At 30.7% G+C, this 16,583-nt stretch carries 20 protein-coding genes; 8 read left to right on the forward strand and 12 right to left on the reverse strand.

What is annotated here, in order from left to right; genetic code table 11:
* Nucleotides 1-6: 6 nt before the first annotated feature.
* On the reverse strand, nucleotides 7-459 hold the full coding sequence (locus tag BS621_RS01490) for a Fur family transcriptional regulator (protein ID WP_025906563.1): 453 nt from the start codon (nucleotides 457-459) through the stop codon (nucleotides 7-9).
* 119 nt (nucleotides 460-578) lie between these two features.
* Here BS621_RS01490 and BS621_RS01495 point away from each other — a divergent pair, with 119 nt between their 5' ends.
* Together BS621_RS01495 and BS621_RS01500 are read left to right on the forward strand one after the other, a co-directional pair.
* The gene (locus BS621_RS01495) at nucleotides 579-1,145 is read left to right on the forward strand and encodes an isochorismatase family protein (RefSeq protein ID WP_077141563.1); all 567 of its coding nucleotides are present in this window, start codon (nucleotides 579-581) and stop codon (nucleotides 1,143-1,145) included.
* 78 nt (nucleotides 1,146-1,223) lie between these two features.
* Nucleotides 1,224-2,255 (forward strand): mechanosensitive ion channel family protein, encoded by a 1,032-nt coding sequence (locus tag BS621_RS01500; RefSeq protein ID WP_077141564.1) that lies wholly within the window; start codon nucleotides 1,224-1,226, stop codon nucleotides 2,253-2,255.
* On the opposite strand, the gene BS621_RS01505 is transcribed toward BS621_RS01500, so the two are convergent.
* Entirely contained in the window at nucleotides 2,226-3,227 is a 1,002-nt protein-coding gene (locus tag BS621_RS01505; RefSeq protein WP_077141565.1) for an SDR family NAD(P)-dependent oxidoreductase, read from the reverse strand. The genes BS621_RS01500 and BS621_RS01505 overlap by 30 nt on opposite strands.
* A 224-nt stretch (nucleotides 3,228-3,451) precedes the next feature.
* On the opposite strand from BS621_RS01505, the gene crtL reads away from it, so the two are divergent.
* Together crtL and BS621_RS01515 are read left to right on the forward strand one after the other, a co-directional pair.
* Nucleotides 3,452-4,735, forward strand: coding sequence for a lycopene beta cyclase (gene crtL / locus BS621_RS01510; protein WP_077141566.1), 1,284 nt, complete (start codon nucleotides 3,452-3,454; stop codon nucleotides 4,733-4,735).
* Between the two features lie 7 nt (nucleotides 4,736-4,742).
* Nucleotides 4,743-5,450, forward strand: a complete 708-nt coding sequence (locus tag BS621_RS01515) for an SDR family NAD(P)-dependent oxidoreductase (protein WP_077141567.1) — start codon at nucleotides 4,743-4,745, stop codon at nucleotides 5,448-5,450.
* On the opposite strand, the gene BS621_RS01520 is transcribed toward BS621_RS01515, so the two are convergent.
* On the reverse strand, nucleotides 5,447-5,989 hold the full coding sequence (locus BS621_RS01520) for a GIY-YIG nuclease family protein (protein ID WP_077141568.1): 543 nt from the start codon (nucleotides 5,987-5,989) through the stop codon (nucleotides 5,447-5,449). The genes BS621_RS01515 and BS621_RS01520 overlap by 4 nt on opposite strands.
* Nucleotides 5,990-6,063: 74 nt before the next feature.
* Between BS621_RS01520 and BS621_RS01525 the strand changes: the two genes are divergently transcribed.
* Nucleotides 6,064-6,723: a glutathione S-transferase gene (locus BS621_RS01525; protein ID WP_077141569.1), complete on the forward strand. Its 660-nt coding sequence runs from the start codon at nucleotides 6,064-6,066 to the stop codon at nucleotides 6,721-6,723.
* On the opposite strand, the gene BS621_RS01530 is transcribed toward BS621_RS01525, so the two are convergent.
* From BS621_RS01530 to BS621_RS01540, 3 genes are all read right to left on the reverse strand, one after another.
* A complete protein-coding gene (locus BS621_RS01530; protein ID WP_011862645.1) occupies nucleotides 6,720-6,977 on the reverse strand; it encodes a hypothetical protein in 258 nt (85 codons plus the stop codon). The two genes, BS621_RS01525 and BS621_RS01530, sit on opposite strands and share 4 nt — an antisense overlap.
* Nucleotides 6,978-7,013: 36 nt before the next feature.
* Nucleotides 7,014-8,402: a sodium:solute symporter gene (locus BS621_RS01535; RefSeq protein WP_077141570.1), complete on the reverse strand. Its 1,389-nt coding sequence runs from the start codon at nucleotides 8,400-8,402 to the stop codon at nucleotides 7,014-7,016.
* 93 nt (nucleotides 8,403-8,495) lie between these two features.
* Nucleotides 8,496-9,554: a chlorophyll a/b binding light-harvesting protein gene (locus tag BS621_RS01540; protein ID WP_025931626.1), complete on the reverse strand. Its 1,059-nt coding sequence runs from the start codon at nucleotides 9,552-9,554 to the stop codon at nucleotides 8,496-8,498.
* A 329-nt stretch (nucleotides 9,555-9,883) separates the two neighbouring features.
* Here BS621_RS01540 and BS621_RS09385 point away from each other — a divergent pair, with 329 nt between their 5' ends.
* The gene (locus tag BS621_RS09385; RefSeq protein WP_198025607.1) at nucleotides 9,884-10,060 is read left to right on the forward strand and encodes a hypothetical protein; all 177 of its coding nucleotides are present in this window, start codon (nucleotides 9,884-9,886) and stop codon (nucleotides 10,058-10,060) included.
* 36 nt (nucleotides 10,061-10,096) lie between these two features.
* Here the strand turns inward: BS621_RS09385 and BS621_RS01545 are convergent, their stop codons facing one another.
* The 4 genes from BS621_RS01545 to hisS all read right to left on the reverse strand — a co-directional run bounded on the left by BS621_RS01545 (nucleotide 10,097) and on the right by hisS (nucleotide 12,339).
* The gene (locus BS621_RS01545) at nucleotides 10,097-10,330 is read right to left on the reverse strand and encodes a hypothetical protein (protein WP_077141571.1); all 234 of its coding nucleotides are present in this window, start codon (nucleotides 10,328-10,330) and stop codon (nucleotides 10,097-10,099) included.
* A gap of 136 nt (nucleotides 10,331-10,466) precedes the next feature.
* On the reverse strand, nucleotides 10,467-10,766 hold the full coding sequence (locus tag BS621_RS01550) for a TIGR02450 family Trp-rich protein (protein ID WP_077141572.1): 300 nt from the start codon (nucleotides 10,764-10,766) through the stop codon (nucleotides 10,467-10,469).
* Nucleotides 10,767-10,768: 2 nt separating this feature from the next.
* Entirely contained in the window at nucleotides 10,769-10,918 is a 150-nt protein-coding gene (locus tag BS621_RS09660; RefSeq protein ID WP_225866710.1) for a hypothetical protein, read from the reverse strand.
* Nucleotides 10,919-11,058: 140 nt separating this feature from the next.
* The gene (hisS, locus tag BS621_RS01560; protein ID WP_077141574.1) at nucleotides 11,059-12,339 is read right to left on the reverse strand and encodes a histidine--tRNA ligase; all 1,281 of its coding nucleotides are present in this window, start codon (nucleotides 12,337-12,339) and stop codon (nucleotides 11,059-11,061) included.
* A gap of 98 nt (nucleotides 12,340-12,437) precedes the next feature.
* On the opposite strand from hisS, the gene BS621_RS01565 reads away from it, so the two are divergent.
* Nucleotides 12,438-12,860, forward strand: a complete 423-nt coding sequence (locus tag BS621_RS01565) for a hypothetical protein (protein WP_077141575.1) — start codon at nucleotides 12,438-12,440, stop codon at nucleotides 12,858-12,860.
* Between the two features lie 30 nt (nucleotides 12,861-12,890).
* Here BS621_RS01565 and BS621_RS01570 read toward each other — a convergent pair whose 3' ends face one another.
* A complete protein-coding gene (locus BS621_RS01570; RefSeq protein ID WP_077141576.1) occupies nucleotides 12,891-13,670 on the reverse strand; it encodes a 3'-5' exonuclease in 780 nt (259 codons plus the stop codon).
* A gap of 117 nt (nucleotides 13,671-13,787) precedes the next feature.
* On the opposite strand from BS621_RS01570, the gene BS621_RS01575 reads away from it, so the two are divergent.
* Nucleotides 13,788-14,510 (forward strand): DUF1350 family protein, encoded by a 723-nt coding sequence (locus BS621_RS01575; protein ID WP_077141577.1) that lies wholly within the window; start codon nucleotides 13,788-13,790, stop codon nucleotides 14,508-14,510.
* On the opposite strand, the gene acs is transcribed toward BS621_RS01575, so the two are convergent.
* Nucleotides 14,507-16,489, reverse strand: a complete 1,983-nt coding sequence (acs, locus tag BS621_RS01580; RefSeq protein WP_077141578.1) for an acetate--CoA ligase — start codon at nucleotides 16,487-16,489, stop codon at nucleotides 14,507-14,509. The genes BS621_RS01575 and acs overlap by 4 nt on opposite strands.
* Nucleotides 16,490-16,583 lie beyond the last annotated feature (94 nt).

The following is a 16,583-nucleotide window of genomic DNA, read 5'->3' on the forward strand; positions in this document are numbered from 1 at the left end:
AACTTGCTAAATGCAATTAGGACAAATAGCTCTTACATTTAAAGAGGATTCAATTAGTTTAAAACCATTAACTTTTGCTGCAACTTTGCCTGCCTCTAAAACCTCATCATTTTCGAATTCTTCTGTTCTTCCACACCTAATGCAAATCAAATGATGATGATCAGGTGTGTCGTTACTAAGCAATTCATATCTGTGCCCACCCTCACTGAGTTCTAATTCATGAAGCAAACCCATTTGAACTAAAAGTCTTAAAGTTCTATAAATTGTTGCTAGTGAAACTTTGGAGCTTGTTTTAACTAACTTTTCATGAACCTCTTCAGCACTAAGATGCTTCCCTGAGCCAATATTTTCAAATAAATTAAGAACTTTTAGCCTCTGAGGAGTTAATCTCTTCCCATCTTTATGTAATCCATCACCAAGAGGAGAAGTGATGACTTTGTATTGAGAGGATAATGACAAAATTAACCCATGGCTATTCTCAATAATAACTCTAGATGAGAGTAAAACAACTTATTGATTTAAAATGTTTACTAAAGTTCTTCAAAATATTATGTTAAATGTATCTTTTTATATAAATGATGAATGATCAAGAAATCTCTTCTGAAAAATTATCATCGCAAGTAAACGCCTTGATAATTATTGATATTCAGGAAAAAATAATAAGACCAATTTTTAATAAGGATTCAATAATCAAAAACATTAAAAAGCTAATAGATGCTTACCAAATTTTAGAAGAAAACATATTTATATCTGAACAGAACCCACTCAAATTGGGAGTAACTATACCTGAATTATCACCCATAGCAGAATTTAGAAAATTTGAAAAAATGGAATTCAGCCTAGCTAAATCAGAAGATTTTTTAAAACAACTTAAAGATAAGAAAATTACTAATTTGATAATTTGTGGGATCGAAACACACATTTGTATTCAACAAACTGTCTTAGATTGTTTACAAAAAGGATTTGAAGTTATTCTAATATCAGATTCCATGGGAAGTCGAAATAGGGTAGAGCATGAAATAGCATTACAAAGAATGACTCAGAGTGGGGCGATCATAACAACGACTGAATCAATAATTTTTGAATTATGCAAAACTGCGGATAGAGAAGAATTTAAAGAAATTAGAAACATAATAATGAGTTAAAGAAAAATAAAGACTGGTTTGTTGTTTTGAGATAATTTAATATTTTATTAGATATAAATTTTAAGGGTTTATTTGAATATGAAATTAGTTACTGAAAACTTCCTTCTGGCAATATCTATTTTTTTTATTGGAACTTTATTGTCGATAATAATTTCAAAAGTTTCAAAAATATTTTTTAAAAAGATTTCCAAAAGAACAAAAACAGATTTCGATGATTTTATTTTTGAGGTGATCTTTGGAATTATAAAACCTATAGGTTTCCTCCTATCATTTTATTTTTCAATTGACTATTTTTTTGCTGATGAAATAACTTTCATCTCTGTCTTATTGAATATTTTGAAATTATTTATATTAATAATCATCATAAAAGCTCTCAATAAAGTTTTAATAAGATCTTTAACAGAAACGACCTCCAAAATTAATGATGCCTCAATTAGTTCGATGGTATCTTCACTAACTCCATTGATAAAAGCATTAACATGGACGATTGGCTCAATTTTTTTCTTACAAAATTTAGGTGTTCAAATGACTGCTATTTGGGCTTTACTTAGTGCAGGAGGTATTGGAGCAGGATTAGCTTTGAAAGATCCAGTTCAGGAGTTCTTTGAATATATAACAATTTTGCTTGATAAACCTTTTCAAAAAGGAGAGTTTATAAAATCTGATGGAGTCCTAGGAATGGTTGAGAGAGTGGGAGTACGATCATCAAGGATAAGAAGTATTAATGGAGAAGTAATAGTAATGAGCAATAGCGCCCTAACAAATGGAATAATTTCAAATTACGCACAAATGAAAAAAAGAAGGTTAGTGCATAAATTGGGAGTAATTTATGAAACCTCTCCAAAACTTATGAAACTGATTCCAATAATAATTAAAAAAATAGTTGAAGAGACAAAAGATGCATCTTTTGATAGATGTCATTTCACAGATTTCGGCGACTTCAGTCTTAATTTCGAACTTGTTTATTACATCCCAACAAATAATTATCTCGCCGCAATGGAAGCTCAACAATCTATAAATTTAAGAATTATTGAGGAATTTGCGGTTAATAATATAGAGTTTGCATTCCCAACACAAACCTTAAATATTGAAAGTAACAAAGCCAAATGATTTACAAATTTCTTCACTTAATATCCAGAGTTTTGAAGCCAATTCAGAATTATTTGCCTCATCACTTACCTTACTTTTAACTAATTTATGTTTTTTGAAAGATATAAGTTTATTACTTAAATGAACGTAACCAATATTATTTAAATTTGAATCAAAAACAATTTCAGAAAGTATCCTACCAGCATTTTCTATACTTTCAGAAATTCCTAAAATATTTTTTGCAGCTTTAGAAAAAATTAAATATCCAAAGAGATTAAAACGCTTGCTGTATCTAAAAAAACCAAGATCATCATTTGGTATTACTAGACCAGGAGCCCAAGTAATTACAGAAATTTTACTAGAAGAAATTTTTAATTTTTTTTCAAGTTCTTTTGCAAACAAAATATTACATAATTTACTATTTTTATAAGCTTCATCAGCATTAAAATTTAAAAATTGCCCAGTTACTTTTTTTCTTAAATTAACTAGGTTATTAAGTCCTGCTTTTTTTCCTATATTGCCACCTGCACTTTTGGGGTCGTGTACATCTGATGATGTAATAATGATTCTAGATTCTTCTTTATCTCTAATAAAATCTTTTAGGACATTTACCAAGTAAAAATGTGCAAGATGATTTACTGCAAATGTTAGTTCTATGCCTTGTTTTGATACTTTAGGATAAAAAGAGCCTGTATATTGTAATCCAGCATTTAAAATAATAACATCTAAAAAAATCTTTTTACTAATAAAGTAATCTTTAATTTTTTTAATATTCTCTAGATCTGAAAGATCACAATTTTCAATAATATTTAAAAATTTACTAAGGTAATTTTTATCAAAATATTTCTCGATTTTTATGAGAAATTCATTCTTTCTAAATTCGTTTTTAATTACAACATATAAAATATTTTTCGTCTTCAGTAAATTAATAATGGCAAAAAACCCTATTCCTGAATTACCTCCAGTAATTAAAATATTTTTATTTTTAATCATTTAAATTCCTATATTTTTTTTATGATAAAAAAATAAATAAAGTTTTTTTTATTTTGTAATCTTATAAATTATTGTTAAAACACTGAAAGCTTAGTCACTAGTATTTGAGTAATTTGATTATTATTAATCTACTCTCATTATAAATATTGGATGAAAAATATAATTCTAGGATCAGAAGTAATAATTTTTTCCATAAATTTTTTTAATCATAAGATTTATATTTAATGTCAAAAGAAAATATGCCAGATGTTCTTGTTTTGGGGGCAGGGCCTGCAGGAATGGCTATTGCCTCAGCTTTAGGGAAGGAAAAATTAGATGTTGAAGTGCTTTCTCCAAATGGACCAGATGAACCTTGGCCAAATACATATGGCATTTGGGGGGAAGAAGTTGATCAACTCGGGCTTCAGGATTTACTTGAATATAGATGGAAGAATACTGTAAGTTTTTTTGGGCATGGCGCTTTAGAAGAGCAGGACGACGAGAATAAAGCAACGGAACATTCACTAGATTATGGACTATTTGATAAGAAGAAACTCCACAATTATTGGTTTAACGAATGCAATAAGTCTTTTATTAAATGGCATCAAGGCTTTGCAAACAAAATACATTTTGAAAAATACAAGAGTACAGTAACCACAAAAGATGGCAAAACTTACTCTGCAAGATTAGTAGTAGATGCAACAGGGTATGATCCTGTTTTTCTTAAATTAAAATCCTGTGGTCCCTTAGCAGTCCAAACTTGTTATGGGATAGTAGGTAATTTTAGTAAACCTCCACTTAAGAAAGGGCAGTTTGTATTAATGGACTATAGAAATGATCATCTTAACGATGAGCAAAAAAGAGAACCGCCAACTTTTCTTTATGCCATGGATATGGGGGATGGGAAATATTTTCTTGAAGAGACATCTCTTGGTTTGGTAAACCCTCTAACAATGGAAAATTTAAAAGAGAGACTAGAGAAAAGGCTTTCTTATCGAAATATATCAATCACAAGCATGCAGCACGAAGAGCTTGGCTTATTTCTTCCTATGAATATGCCAATCCCAGATTTCAAACAACAAATACTTGGGTATGGTGGTGCTGCTTCAATGGTACATCCTGCATCTGGATATTTAATTGGTAATGTATTAAGAAGAGCTCCACTTGTCGCAAAGGCAGTCTCAAAAGCAATTAAAAACAAAAATCTAAGTACCTATCATATTGCTAGAAAAGGTTGGGAAACTTTATGGTCAAAAGAATTAATTAGGAAAAAATCACTTTACCAATTTGGATTAGAAAAACTCATGAGGTTTGATGAGAAACTATTAAGAGAATTTTTTGGCAGTTTTTTCCAACTTCCTAAAAATCAATGGTATGGGTTTCTAACTGATACTCTTTCTTTAAAAGAGATTGTATATGCTATGTGCGTAATGTTTATAAAAGCTCCATGGAGTGTAAAGAAAGGTCTTATGATCATGCATGGAAGAGAATTTAAAATGTTACTTAGGATAATATTTCCAAACATATAGTTAAAAAATGAGAACCATATTAATAACTGGAGCCAGTAGAGGTATTGGACTAAATATTGCACATAAAGAATTAAAAGAAGGCAATAGAATTAGTGTTGGCATAAGAGATTTAGAATCATTAAAAGGAAGCGCTATTGATCCCAAAAAATGGCCCGAAGGGAAAATTATAATCAACCACTATGATGCTTTAAAAAAAATTACAGCCGAAAATTGGATAAAGAATACCGTAGATGAATTTGGAGGATTTGATTCAGTAATAAATTGTTCTGGAGTATTATCGAAAGTTCCTTTCTTATACAAAGATGGTGATGAAGAAGATATTTTAAATACATTAAATATAAATTTTTTGGCAATTTGGCATTTATGTAGGCTTTCTTGGGATCATTTATGTACCTCTGGAAGAGGGAGAATTATTGTTTTAGTTTCAATGAGTGGTAAAAGATCCAAAGGTGATTTAGCCGCTTATTCTTCTTCAAAGTTTGCTTTGATGGGATTATGCCAAACCATGAAAAATAAAGGTTGGGATAAAAATATAAGGATTTCTGCAATTTGCCCAAGCTGGGTTAATACAAAAATGGCCCAAAATATCTCTTCTTTAGACAAATCAAGCATGACACAACCTGAAGATATTGCTGAAATATGCTCAACTATTCTTAAGTTACCTACCCAATCAGTTCCATTTGAAATCGCCTTAAATTGTAACTATGAAATTTAGCCTAAATTAAAAATTAAGTAAGCCATTGAAAGCATCGCAATTGCAATAAATAAACCTTTTATTCGATTAGTTAACAATGAAAAAAGAGATAAATCTTCAGAAAAGTATCCGCCAAAACTTCCTGTAATAAATAATATAACCATTGGTAGAGATGCCATTCCAAAAGAATAAGAAATAGATCTTACAAATCCAAAATTTAAATAATTAAAAATAAAAGAACCTAATGAAAACAATAAAAAAGATGCAAATAGAGTTATAGAAACTTCAGCATCTAAAGTATGAGGTAAGCTACCCTTTAATTCAAATTGCTTTTTACATTCTTTAATTTGTCTTTTAGAAAGCTTTAAATAACCAGTTTCAGGAATTCTTTGCGACTTATATTTTCTTAGTAATCTTGCTTCAAGAGTTTCTGGCTCCTTAGTCATAATTGATGTTAATAATTCATCTGGCTTTAATTTTTTAATTTTCTTTTCGAGATTATCTGTTTTCCCAATTCTATAAAGGTCTCCCACTCTAATAAGGTAAACATATCCCGACATTTGCGTTGTAAAATTAATACTGTTCCTATTTAGATAATACTAAAAGAATTAAGGAAATTAAAAGTTTTTACAATATGAAAAACGATATTTTATATTCATTCCGAAGATGTCCATATGCAATTCGTGCAAGATGGGCCCTATTAATTTGCGAAATAAAAGTAGAGATAAGAGAAATTGATTTAAAAAATAAACCTCTAGATTTTTTAAATAATTCAAAGACGAAAACGGTTCCAATTCTTATAAAAAAAAATAATGAAGTTATTGAAGAAAGTCTTGAAATCATCCTGTGGGCTCTCTCAGAGTCGAAAAAGGAAAACATCAAATTAATTTGTTTTCCTGAAAACAAAAAGGAAGAAATTTTTGAAATAATTAATGAAAACGATAACGAATTTAAATATCATTTAGATCGATTTAAATATGCCACAAGATATAAAGATAGTAATGAAGAATTTCATTTCACAAATGCTATTAAATTTATAAAGAGATGGAACGAACTACTTGCAGAAAACAAATATTTTTTTGGAGATATTCCCACAATTGCTGATTGGTCTATTTGGCCTTTTGTAAGACAATTTAAAATCGCTTGTGAAAGTCAAAAAAGGATAAATTATTTTGAACCCTCGATAAAAAACTGGTTAGATTCATTCGAAAAAAATAAAGAATTTAAAACCTTAATGTATAAATACGAATTATGGGAACCAAATTATAGAAAGAATTATTTTCCTTTTAATTAACTTTCTAACAACTTCCTTTTTTCAATAATTCTTGCTAACTCCAAAAAATATCCTGCAGTCCTAAATTTTCCAATATTTTTCTCCTTAAAATCAAGATCGCTTCTAATTTCTGCAGTCTCCGCCATTAGCAAATCTAAATCATTTGATCCAAGACTATACAATTCTCCTAGTTCGATTTCCCTTCCAAGTAAATGACTCCTGAACCACTTCCCTTTATTTTCTTGAGGTGGAATATCGTAGGGAGTAAATGACATTAAAATAAAATTTAGGCTAATACTATTCTAGGGTTCTTATTGAAACTTTTTCATCTCTACTCTATTAAAAATCAATGCAATAAAAAGAATTGCGAATGTAATTAGGGCACAAATTTCTGTCCAATAATCTAATCCAATTTTAGAAATCATTAATGGTGCAAGAACTGTAAATAGTCCCCCGGAAAGAATTAACTGAGCGAAAAGCTGTTTTGACGTAAAAATTGGTAAAGTCTTAGAAATATTTTTAGGATCTGCAAGCCTTAAAAGAAGTAAACCAGAAGCTACTACACCTGTAGAATTCCCAAACTCTATCAAGCTTTTTTCAAACCAATAATCATCAAAAATAAAGTATGCGAAATAAGCAATGCAGATTAAATTCCAAAATAAACCGAAAATAGTAAACACTAAAATAAGTATCCAATTATCAAAAACAACTGCAATATCTAAACTCGCCATAGCTGTAAAAATCAACAAATCTGTGGATAAAATACCAATCTCCCTTTGCAGAATATTTGAAATAAATTCTGTATTTTTGGTTTTCTCTAAAATATATCTTATAAGGAGCGAACCTATAAGGATAAAAGGGAATACTGGTAGTGAAAAAATAATTTCCTTCGAAAAATCTCCAAAAGAACTTGAAATATACCTTAAAAATTTAAGTAGCAAAATACCAAAAGAAATTGCCAAACCAGAGAATCCAAGATTTATTATAAAAATTCTTAAATCTGCAAAAATTCCTGTCTTATTTTTTCCTTTTAGAGTATCTTTTTGTTCAAGAATTTCCTCAGTATCTGATAGGCCTAAAGTCCTACCAAGAAAGATAAATACGCTCCCCAATATTGAAGAGGATAAAAGACCCATAGTTGCCATCGCCAAACCAAGATCTAAACCATTTTGGAAACCTAGTTTATTAAAACTTTCTCCAATTATTGATGCAGCTCCATGACCACCCTCAAAACCTACTTCTATTAAACAACTCATTAGAGGATTTGCATCCATAGATGGAGGTAGAAAGTATTTAACAACAAGACCACCGACAAAAAATTGCCCGAAACCTAGTGAAAGAGCTAATAGAAATTGATTAAAAATTGGTTTAACTAAACCATTTATATTCGGGATAGGTCTTCCCATCATTAAAGTTGCGAAGACTAATGATAAAAGAGGAGTAGGAAAATTACTCCAAACATTGATTGTTTCTTTTGGTAAAAAGTGTATCGCCCCAAATGGGCCTATGGATATACCTAAAATTCCTGATATAACTGCTATCGGCAATCCAAACCTCTCGAGTTGAACAGCTAGTTTAAATTTTCTCCCAAAAATCAACAAAAAAAATATAATTAATAATCCAAAAAAACTTATCAATAGAGAATTTGAAAAAATATCTTTATTCTGTATCGAAAAAATATCCAATGATTTCAAAAACATATAATTCTAAATCTAAATTAATAAACAATATTTTTCAAATAAAAAAGGCTCCGGTAAGAGGAGCCTTTTGATATTGGTAATAAAATTTGAAAATTAATCTTTAAGAGTAACTGTTGCACTATCAATATTACTGATAGCATTTGTAACTCTCTTGAAATCAAAGCCTAGTGCTCTTAAAGCGTGCCATAGATGACCTTGAATAAAGAAGAATCCAAAATAGTAGTGAACATTAGCTAACCATGCTCTTGAAGTGTACTCACCATCAGGAAGATCAACAGTATCTACCCAATAAGGCGATATACTAAACTTCAATTCAAGTGGTTCACCAAAGAATTCAGTTGGATAAACTGTTGTATTAGCTGCACTCCAGAAGGCTGCGATAATAGCCATCCAGCCTATTCCAGCTAGTGACCATGAGAGAACAGCTTCTGCAGATAGAAGTCCTTTACCTTTGAATTTGGTATATTCACCAACTTGCTTAGTAGCAATATGCCAAGCACCACCAGTGATCTCAACGAAAGCAAGAAAGGCATGGCCTCCCATTACTTCTTCAAGGCTATCAATAGTCAAAAAGTCTGTTTGGTGATTCCAAATTTTGGCCAAATTTAATTCATACTCAACCTGTCTTACTGAACCAATAGCTGGATCATAAATTCCATGAACTCTTGCCCATTCAACAAAAGCGATAACTGCGAAACCAAGAATAATTAGATGGTGACCAAGAATAAATGTCAATTTGTCTGGATTATCCCATTCAATATTGAATTTTCTAGCTCTTGCTACATCAGAATCTTCTAGATTTCCAGGAAGAAGTAAGGAGTGTAGAAGTCCGCCTGCGGCTAAAACCATAGAAGAAACTAAGTGAACTATTGCTATCGCTAGAACAGGTTTAGTATCTCCCATCGCAACGCCATTAGCATCAAACCCTATTCCAAGAGTTGCTAAATGAGGAAGAACGATTAAAGGTTGATGACCCATTGGGACAGTGGGGTCAAATCGTGAAAGTTCAAAAAGGGTGAATGCACCCGCCCAGAAAACAATTAATCCTGCATGAGCTACATGAGCAGCAATGAATTTTCCTGAGCGATTTGCTACACCTGAATTACCAGCCCACCATCCGTAGGTAGTATCTGGATTTCCATAGGTTTGCATTTAGGAATTGATTAGCTTAAACGTTTTGAGAATACTTTATATTTCACCAAACAGTTGAATTCATAACAAAATTGTAAAGGTTAGTAATCCTAACTATTACTAAACAAGAAGTCTTCAAAGGGTAATCCCATAACAAAAAAGGTAGATTTAATGAGGAAAATTATTCTTAGAGATATAAGTTCTATCAAATAAATCATTATTTTGAAATTCAAATAAGTTAATTAAATTTCATTTTGCTGACATTAAACGTTATTTTGTTTCATTAAACCATCCTTTTTATTGCCTCATTCTCAAACAATTATTAAATATGGGATAAGACATTTAATATTATGACTACTTCTCAAGATTCTTCTAGAAAATTTTCACTAGAAATGAAATCGGAAGTTCATTACAAAAAGGCTGCGAAATCATACAGAAAATCAAAACAATATATAAATATGATTAACTTATATCCAACTTTGCAAAATACTCTAATTGAGTGTAAGGATGAGAATCTAATAGAGTAGAGATTTTATATATTTTTCTAGATAAAAAAATTTTTTTTAGGCTGCAACATTATAGTTACCTTCAGAATAAAATTTATTAATTATTTTTCTGCACATTTTTACATTATAAAGAGGTTTGGGTTTCCAAGGTTTTTTCTGACCGAGTGGAGAGCTTTTCCAATGAATCCCAGGCTTAAGTATTCCATTTTCACGTAAAAAAGAAAGTTTAATTTCAGTGATTCCTAATTGTTCCGCGGACAACTCAGATGAGCTCCATATATCCCTTAACATTGGATTAAGTAAATATTATTAATCCTTAATAACGTTAATCTTATTTTTTTGAAAGGGGTAAAACTTTTAAATAATTATTAAGCAACAAAAAACCTAGTATTTATAAAGTGAAGAGATTTAAAAGATTTATTTAAAATTAAGAAATATTAAATACAGAATCTTCATTAACAAATATCTCGTCGATACTTTCTCCTTTCTTGAGAGATTTATAGTCATCATATTCTTGAGTTATCGATTGATGCTTTGGGAGATTGATCCAACCCTCATGCCAATTCCCACTATTTATTAATTCTTCATAAGTAGTTTGTATATTAATTTCAGAATCAACTACAGAAACCATTAAAAAAGTAATATTTCCTTTTTCTTTTGTCTCATTTACTAAAACAAAATGTCTCAATCCATTTATAGGTTTAGTAGAAGTCCAGAAATTTTCCACAATTATTTTTTCTTTATGTTTTCCTCAGAATTTTCTTTAGATATTTTTTTATATTCATTTCTAATTTCATCTAATAAAAGTTTTCTTCTGTCCATATAGTTAACTGAATCTTGTTTTGATAAGTTATATCTTTCTTTTTTAGTTAAATTCATCCAATCATTAAGATTCTTCTTATTAAAAGTTTTTGATTTTTTAGCCTTTAAAACTTTTTGCTTTCTTTGAAATTTAAGAAAATTCCTTAAATTAAAAAAAACAAATATAAAAAGAAAAATTATTGCTAAGTTTAAGAGCATCACTTTGCAAGTAAGTTATTGTTTATCCACTTTTCTAATTCAAAATCATTCTCTAAAGAAATAACCTCTTCTTTATTCCCATTACCTGATTGATCAAAGAGCCTTATAATAAATTCCCTTTTAGTCGCTTCATCATCACCAATAACAATAATACTTTTAGATTTTAGTTTATTAGCCTTTTTAAATTGTTTAGAGAATGAAGATCCACTTAAATCCAACTCAACTAACAAATCATAATTTCTTAATTTTCTTGATAGATCCATAGCTAATGGTTCAGCAATCGAGCCCTGATTAATAATATAAATATCAGTATTTCTTGGGACTTCGAGCTCTTTCCCCGCTAGTAAAATTAATCTTTCTAAACCAATAGCGAAACCAATGGCAGGGGTATTTGGCCCTCCCATTTGTTTTACTAAATTGTCGTATCTTCCTCCTCCGCAAACTGTAGCTTGAGAGCCTAGAGAGCCACTAGTAATTTCAAAGGCTGTATGGGTGTAATAATCTAAACCTCTTACTAGATTAAAATTTTCTACGTAAGGTATTTTTAAAACCTCTAATTGTTTTTTAAATTCTGAATATCTTTTATGACTTTTTTCAGACAAAAAATTAAATAATCTTGGAGCATTTTTAAGAGCTTTCTTTGTTTGAATATCTTTAGAGTCCAAAATCCTTAAGGGATTTTTAGTAATCCTATTCTGAGAATCTAAATCTAGAGAATTTTTATTTATATCAAGCCATTTTAGGAAGGATTTCAGAAAATTTAATCTATCACTTACATCACCTAATGTATTTATTTCAAGATTAAGTTCTTTTATTCCTAATTTACTCAATACATCCCAAGCTAAAGCGACAATTTCAACATCACTTCTAACTGAATCGTATCCTATAAACTCAACACCTAACTGATGAAACTGTCTTTGCCTGCCTGCTTGAGGTCTTTCATATCGAAACATAGGGCCCATGTACCAAAGTTTCTGAAGTGGATTAGACGACATGCCATTTTGTATTAACGCTCGCGCAACGGAAGCGGTTCCTTCAGGCCTAAGAGTGCAGGATCTCTCCCCCCTATCAAGAAAAGTATACATTTCCTTACTGACAACATCTGTCTGTTCACCAATACCTCTTATAAATAATTCGGTCATTTCCAATATTGGTGTTCTTATTTCTTTGATGGATGATCTTGCTAGCTGCTCTAATAAAATTTTCTCGACGTTTTGCCACTTTATTAATTGATCAGGCAATAAGTCGACTGTTCCTCTAAGATTTTTTAGGTTATTCAAAGTTCTAGAAAATAATTCAAAATTTTTAATTCAATTAGAAATTAATCTTTGATTGGTTATTTTGTGAGACAATTTTAATTTAACATTTAGAAAATCCATTGGAAATAAAAAAAGATAAAGAGAATCAACATTGCGGCACAAAACCAAAAAAAATTGCTTTTGGAATAGCACCACTTGGTATAGTCTCGATAGGAATAGTACCAATGGGAGTAATAAGTATTGGAATAGTCCCAATGGGAGTATTTTCTTTTGGAGCAGTAGCAATGGGAATAGTCAATTTATCAGTAGTTGGTATGGGAATTATCTCTGCGGGTGTTACTACTATGGGAATATGGGAGTATTCACCTAATTCTCAAAACAATCATCATAATCATTCCAAACAAATTTCAAATTCAAGCAAAGAAAATATGATGTCAGATCTATTTAACACTAAACGAGAAGCAGAAAAGGCTGCCTCAAAATACGGATGTATTGGAGCACATAAAATGGGTAATAAATGGATGCCTTGTAAGATGCACTAAATATTTTCTTGGTCAGAAATTTCTTAAATATTAATTCAAAATCTCTACTCTAAAATCAAGATTTTTTGCCTCATCAGTAGTTAATTTTCTTGACCAAGCTCCTTGTACAGGACTATTCCATCTAAACCCGGCATTTTTAGCTAAAGACCTATCTTCGTAACTAATCAGTGCCTTGTATAAAAACCTAGGTTCAGTAGCTTTAAGTAAAATTTCCTCTAAATTATGACATTTTTTGAAGACCTCAGATATGTAAAAGCAATCAGATAAAGCTCTATGTAAATTCCAAACTGGTATTGAAAAAGATAAAGCTAGATCAGTTACTGAGGGTCTATTTTTTAGTGCTTTTTGAAAAGACCAATTAATATCTTCTAAACTGCATATCCATTTTTTATTAAGTTTAGGTAATCTTCCTTTTCCAAACCATTTCTTATCAAACTCTACATTATGCGCCACAATGAAATCCGAACAATCAACAAGTTTTAAAAAGAAATTCAATCCATCTTCCCATGGTTGAGAGATATTAGTTACTTCTGCAGGTATGCCATTAACATATTCTGCTTCATTCTTATTAACCGGGAATAAAAATGAGGCCTGTGAAAGGACACATTTAAAAGAAACATCAAACAAAATACAACCTATCTCTATCACTTCATCTTTATTTTCATCTAAACCTGTTGTTTCAGTATCAAGAATTAAAATTTTTTCAATTTTTTTATTCTGATTAGGAACACTATCTTCAGAGGGATAACTGATAACTTGATCCTGAAGAATATCCAATTGATTTAATTCTTTTTTGTTAGGTAGTTCCAATTAGCAGAAAACACTCTAATTTATCTTGACGCATTTAATAAAAATTTCTCTTAAATTAATATAAATTAAGAAAATTGATTAGAAAATAATTTTTGAAACATTTTTAGTTTATGAAAGATGACTTTTACAAAATATCAATTTAATAATTTTTGTTATTGGCCTTCAAATCCTAAAAAAATTGTGGAGTTTATCGGTGGAAGTTATCTTGCTTCTAAACCAGATTTAACTTATAAGAGATTCATAGAGAGTTTAATTAATAAAAACTATGCAGTACATGCATATAAATACACTCCACAATTTGATCATCAACAACTTGCTATTAAAGCATGGAGAGATTTCAAGAATTGCCGAATATCTTTATCAAAGAGAATAGGAACATCAATTCCTTCAATAAGAATTGGTCATAGCCTAGGCTGCAAACTTCATCTAATTTCTCCTGATGGTGGACGAAATTGCGAAAAATTCATATCAATTAGTTTTAATAACTTCAGTGCTAATAAATCTATTCCATTATTGAAACAAATTTCTCAAAAATTAGAATTCAAAAGTGAATTCAGCCCAAGCCCTGAAAGAACTTTGCAATTAATTAAAAAAACATATAACCAAAAAAATAACTTCCTAATAAAGTTCAATTCAGATGAGTTAGATCAAACAGATAAATTATTGTCTTGTCTGAAAGGAAGAAAAGAAGATAATTCCAAGGGGGTAATCTTAAAAGGTACTCACACTATAATTGCAAGCGCAGGACTAAGAGAAAATTTTTTGGGAGACTGGGCCGATGATGAATTCAAAAGAAATACTATTAAAAAAATTTCCAATTTAATTGATGAATTTGATTAGGATAATTCTTTAAGCTTTTCCAAAACAGAACTATCTTCAAGAGTGCTTATATCACCGCTAATTTTTTCTCCAGCAGCTAAAGATCTTAAAATTCGCCTCATAATTTTTCCACTACGTGTTTTCGGAAGAGAGTCCGAAATTATAATCTTTTCGGGTTTTGCAATAATTCCAATTTCATTAACAACATGTTTCTTTAGATCCTCTACTAATTCTGAAGAACAGTTCACATCTTTCTCTAGAGATACAAAAGCGACTATAACTTCACCTTTTAAATCATCTTTTTTGCCAACGACTGCAGACTCTGCGACTGATTTGTGACTTACCAAAGCAGATTCTATTTCCATTGTTCCTAACCGATGTCCCGAAACACTTATGACATCATCAACTCTTCCCATAATCCATATATATCCATCTTCATCAATGCGTGCTCCATCACCAGCAAAATAAACATTTTTTTCTCCTTTAAAGGAAATATATTCCCAATAACTCTCCAAATATCTCTCTGAGTTTCCGTGAATTGTTCTCATCATTCCTGGCCAAGGTTTCTTAATAATTAAATAGCCACCCTCATTCTCCTTAACCTTATCTCCATTCTTATCGACAATTTCAACTTCAATTCCTGGGAGAGGGAAAGTAGCTGAACCTGGCTTTGTAGCAACGACTCCAGGCAAGGGACTTATCATCACGCCACCAGTCTCAGTTTGCCACCAAGTATCAACAATAGGACATTTATTTTTACCAATAACATCCTTGTACCACATCCATGCTTCAGGATTAATTGGTTCACCGACTGTGCCCAAAAGTCTAAGACTCTCCAAATTATATTTATCAGGTATTTCACGCCCAGACTTCATAAATGCTCTTATTGCAGTTGGTGCAGTATAAAAAATAGAAACCTTATATTTTTGAACAATTTCCCAAAAAGCCCCTAAATTTGAGGGTCTTGGCACTCCCTCATACATTAAGGTTGTAGCACCATTAGATAAAGGGCCATAAACTATATAACTATGACCCGTAATCCAACCAACATCAGCAGTACACCAGTAAATATCGTCATCTTTTAAATCAAAAATCCATTTAAATGTCAAATGAGACCAAAGATTGTAACCACCTATAGTGTGAACTACACCTTTGGGCTTTCCAGTAGAGCCTGAAGTATAAAGAATAAAAAGTCTATCTTCGCTATTCATTATTTCTGGTTCACAATGATCTTTTTGATCTTTTAATAATTTGTGCCACCAAAAATCTCTATCATCAACCATAGAAATATTTTTTTGGGTTCGTTGAACAACAATTACTTTTTCAACAACTTTATTTGCCCCACTCTCAATGGCCACATCAACTGCTTTCTTAAGTTCAATCACCTTATCTTTTCTAAAGCCACCATCAGCAGTAACAACAAATCTGGCGTTTCCATCAATTAACCTATCTTTTAGAGCTTCTGAAGAAAATCCTCCAAAGACAACCGAATGAGGCGCGCCAATTCTTGCACAAGCTAACATCGCAAACATCGCTTCAGGAATCATCGGCATATAAATACATACCAAATCTCCTTTTTTTACACCAATTGCTTTTAAAGCATTAGCTGCTTTACATACCTCTTTTAGAAGTTCTTCGTAAGTATATTTTTTGCTATCTCCGGGTTCGCCTTCCCATATAAGTGCAGTCTTTCCTCCAAGCCCTCTCTTAATGTGTCTATCTAAGCAGTTATATGTAATATTGAGTTTCCCTTCTTTAAACCATTGAAAAAAGGGCGCATTTTTGTTATCTAATACAGTTTGAAATGGCTCAAACCAATCTAATTCAGATTTTGCAAAAGATTCCCAAAATTGAATAGGATTATCTGATGCTTGTTTTTTTAGACTTAGTAATTCTTCTTGAGAACTAATATTTGAGTTTTCTGCAAATTTTTTTGATGGAGGAAAAATCCTCTTTTCTTCAAGTATGTTATTGATTGAATTTTTTTTATCTAATGACATTAAATGAATCTATGCTTAATAAATTTAGTCGAAAAAATTAGGGTTTTCAAAAATTTTAATATTAATTAAGCTCAAAGATTTATCTCTAAGAGAT

Origin of the sequence: Prochlorococcus sp. RS04 (assembly GCF_001989455.1) — a bacterium.
Classification (GTDB): Bacteria; Cyanobacteriota; Cyanobacteriia; order PCC-6307; family Cyanobiaceae; genus Prochlorococcus_A.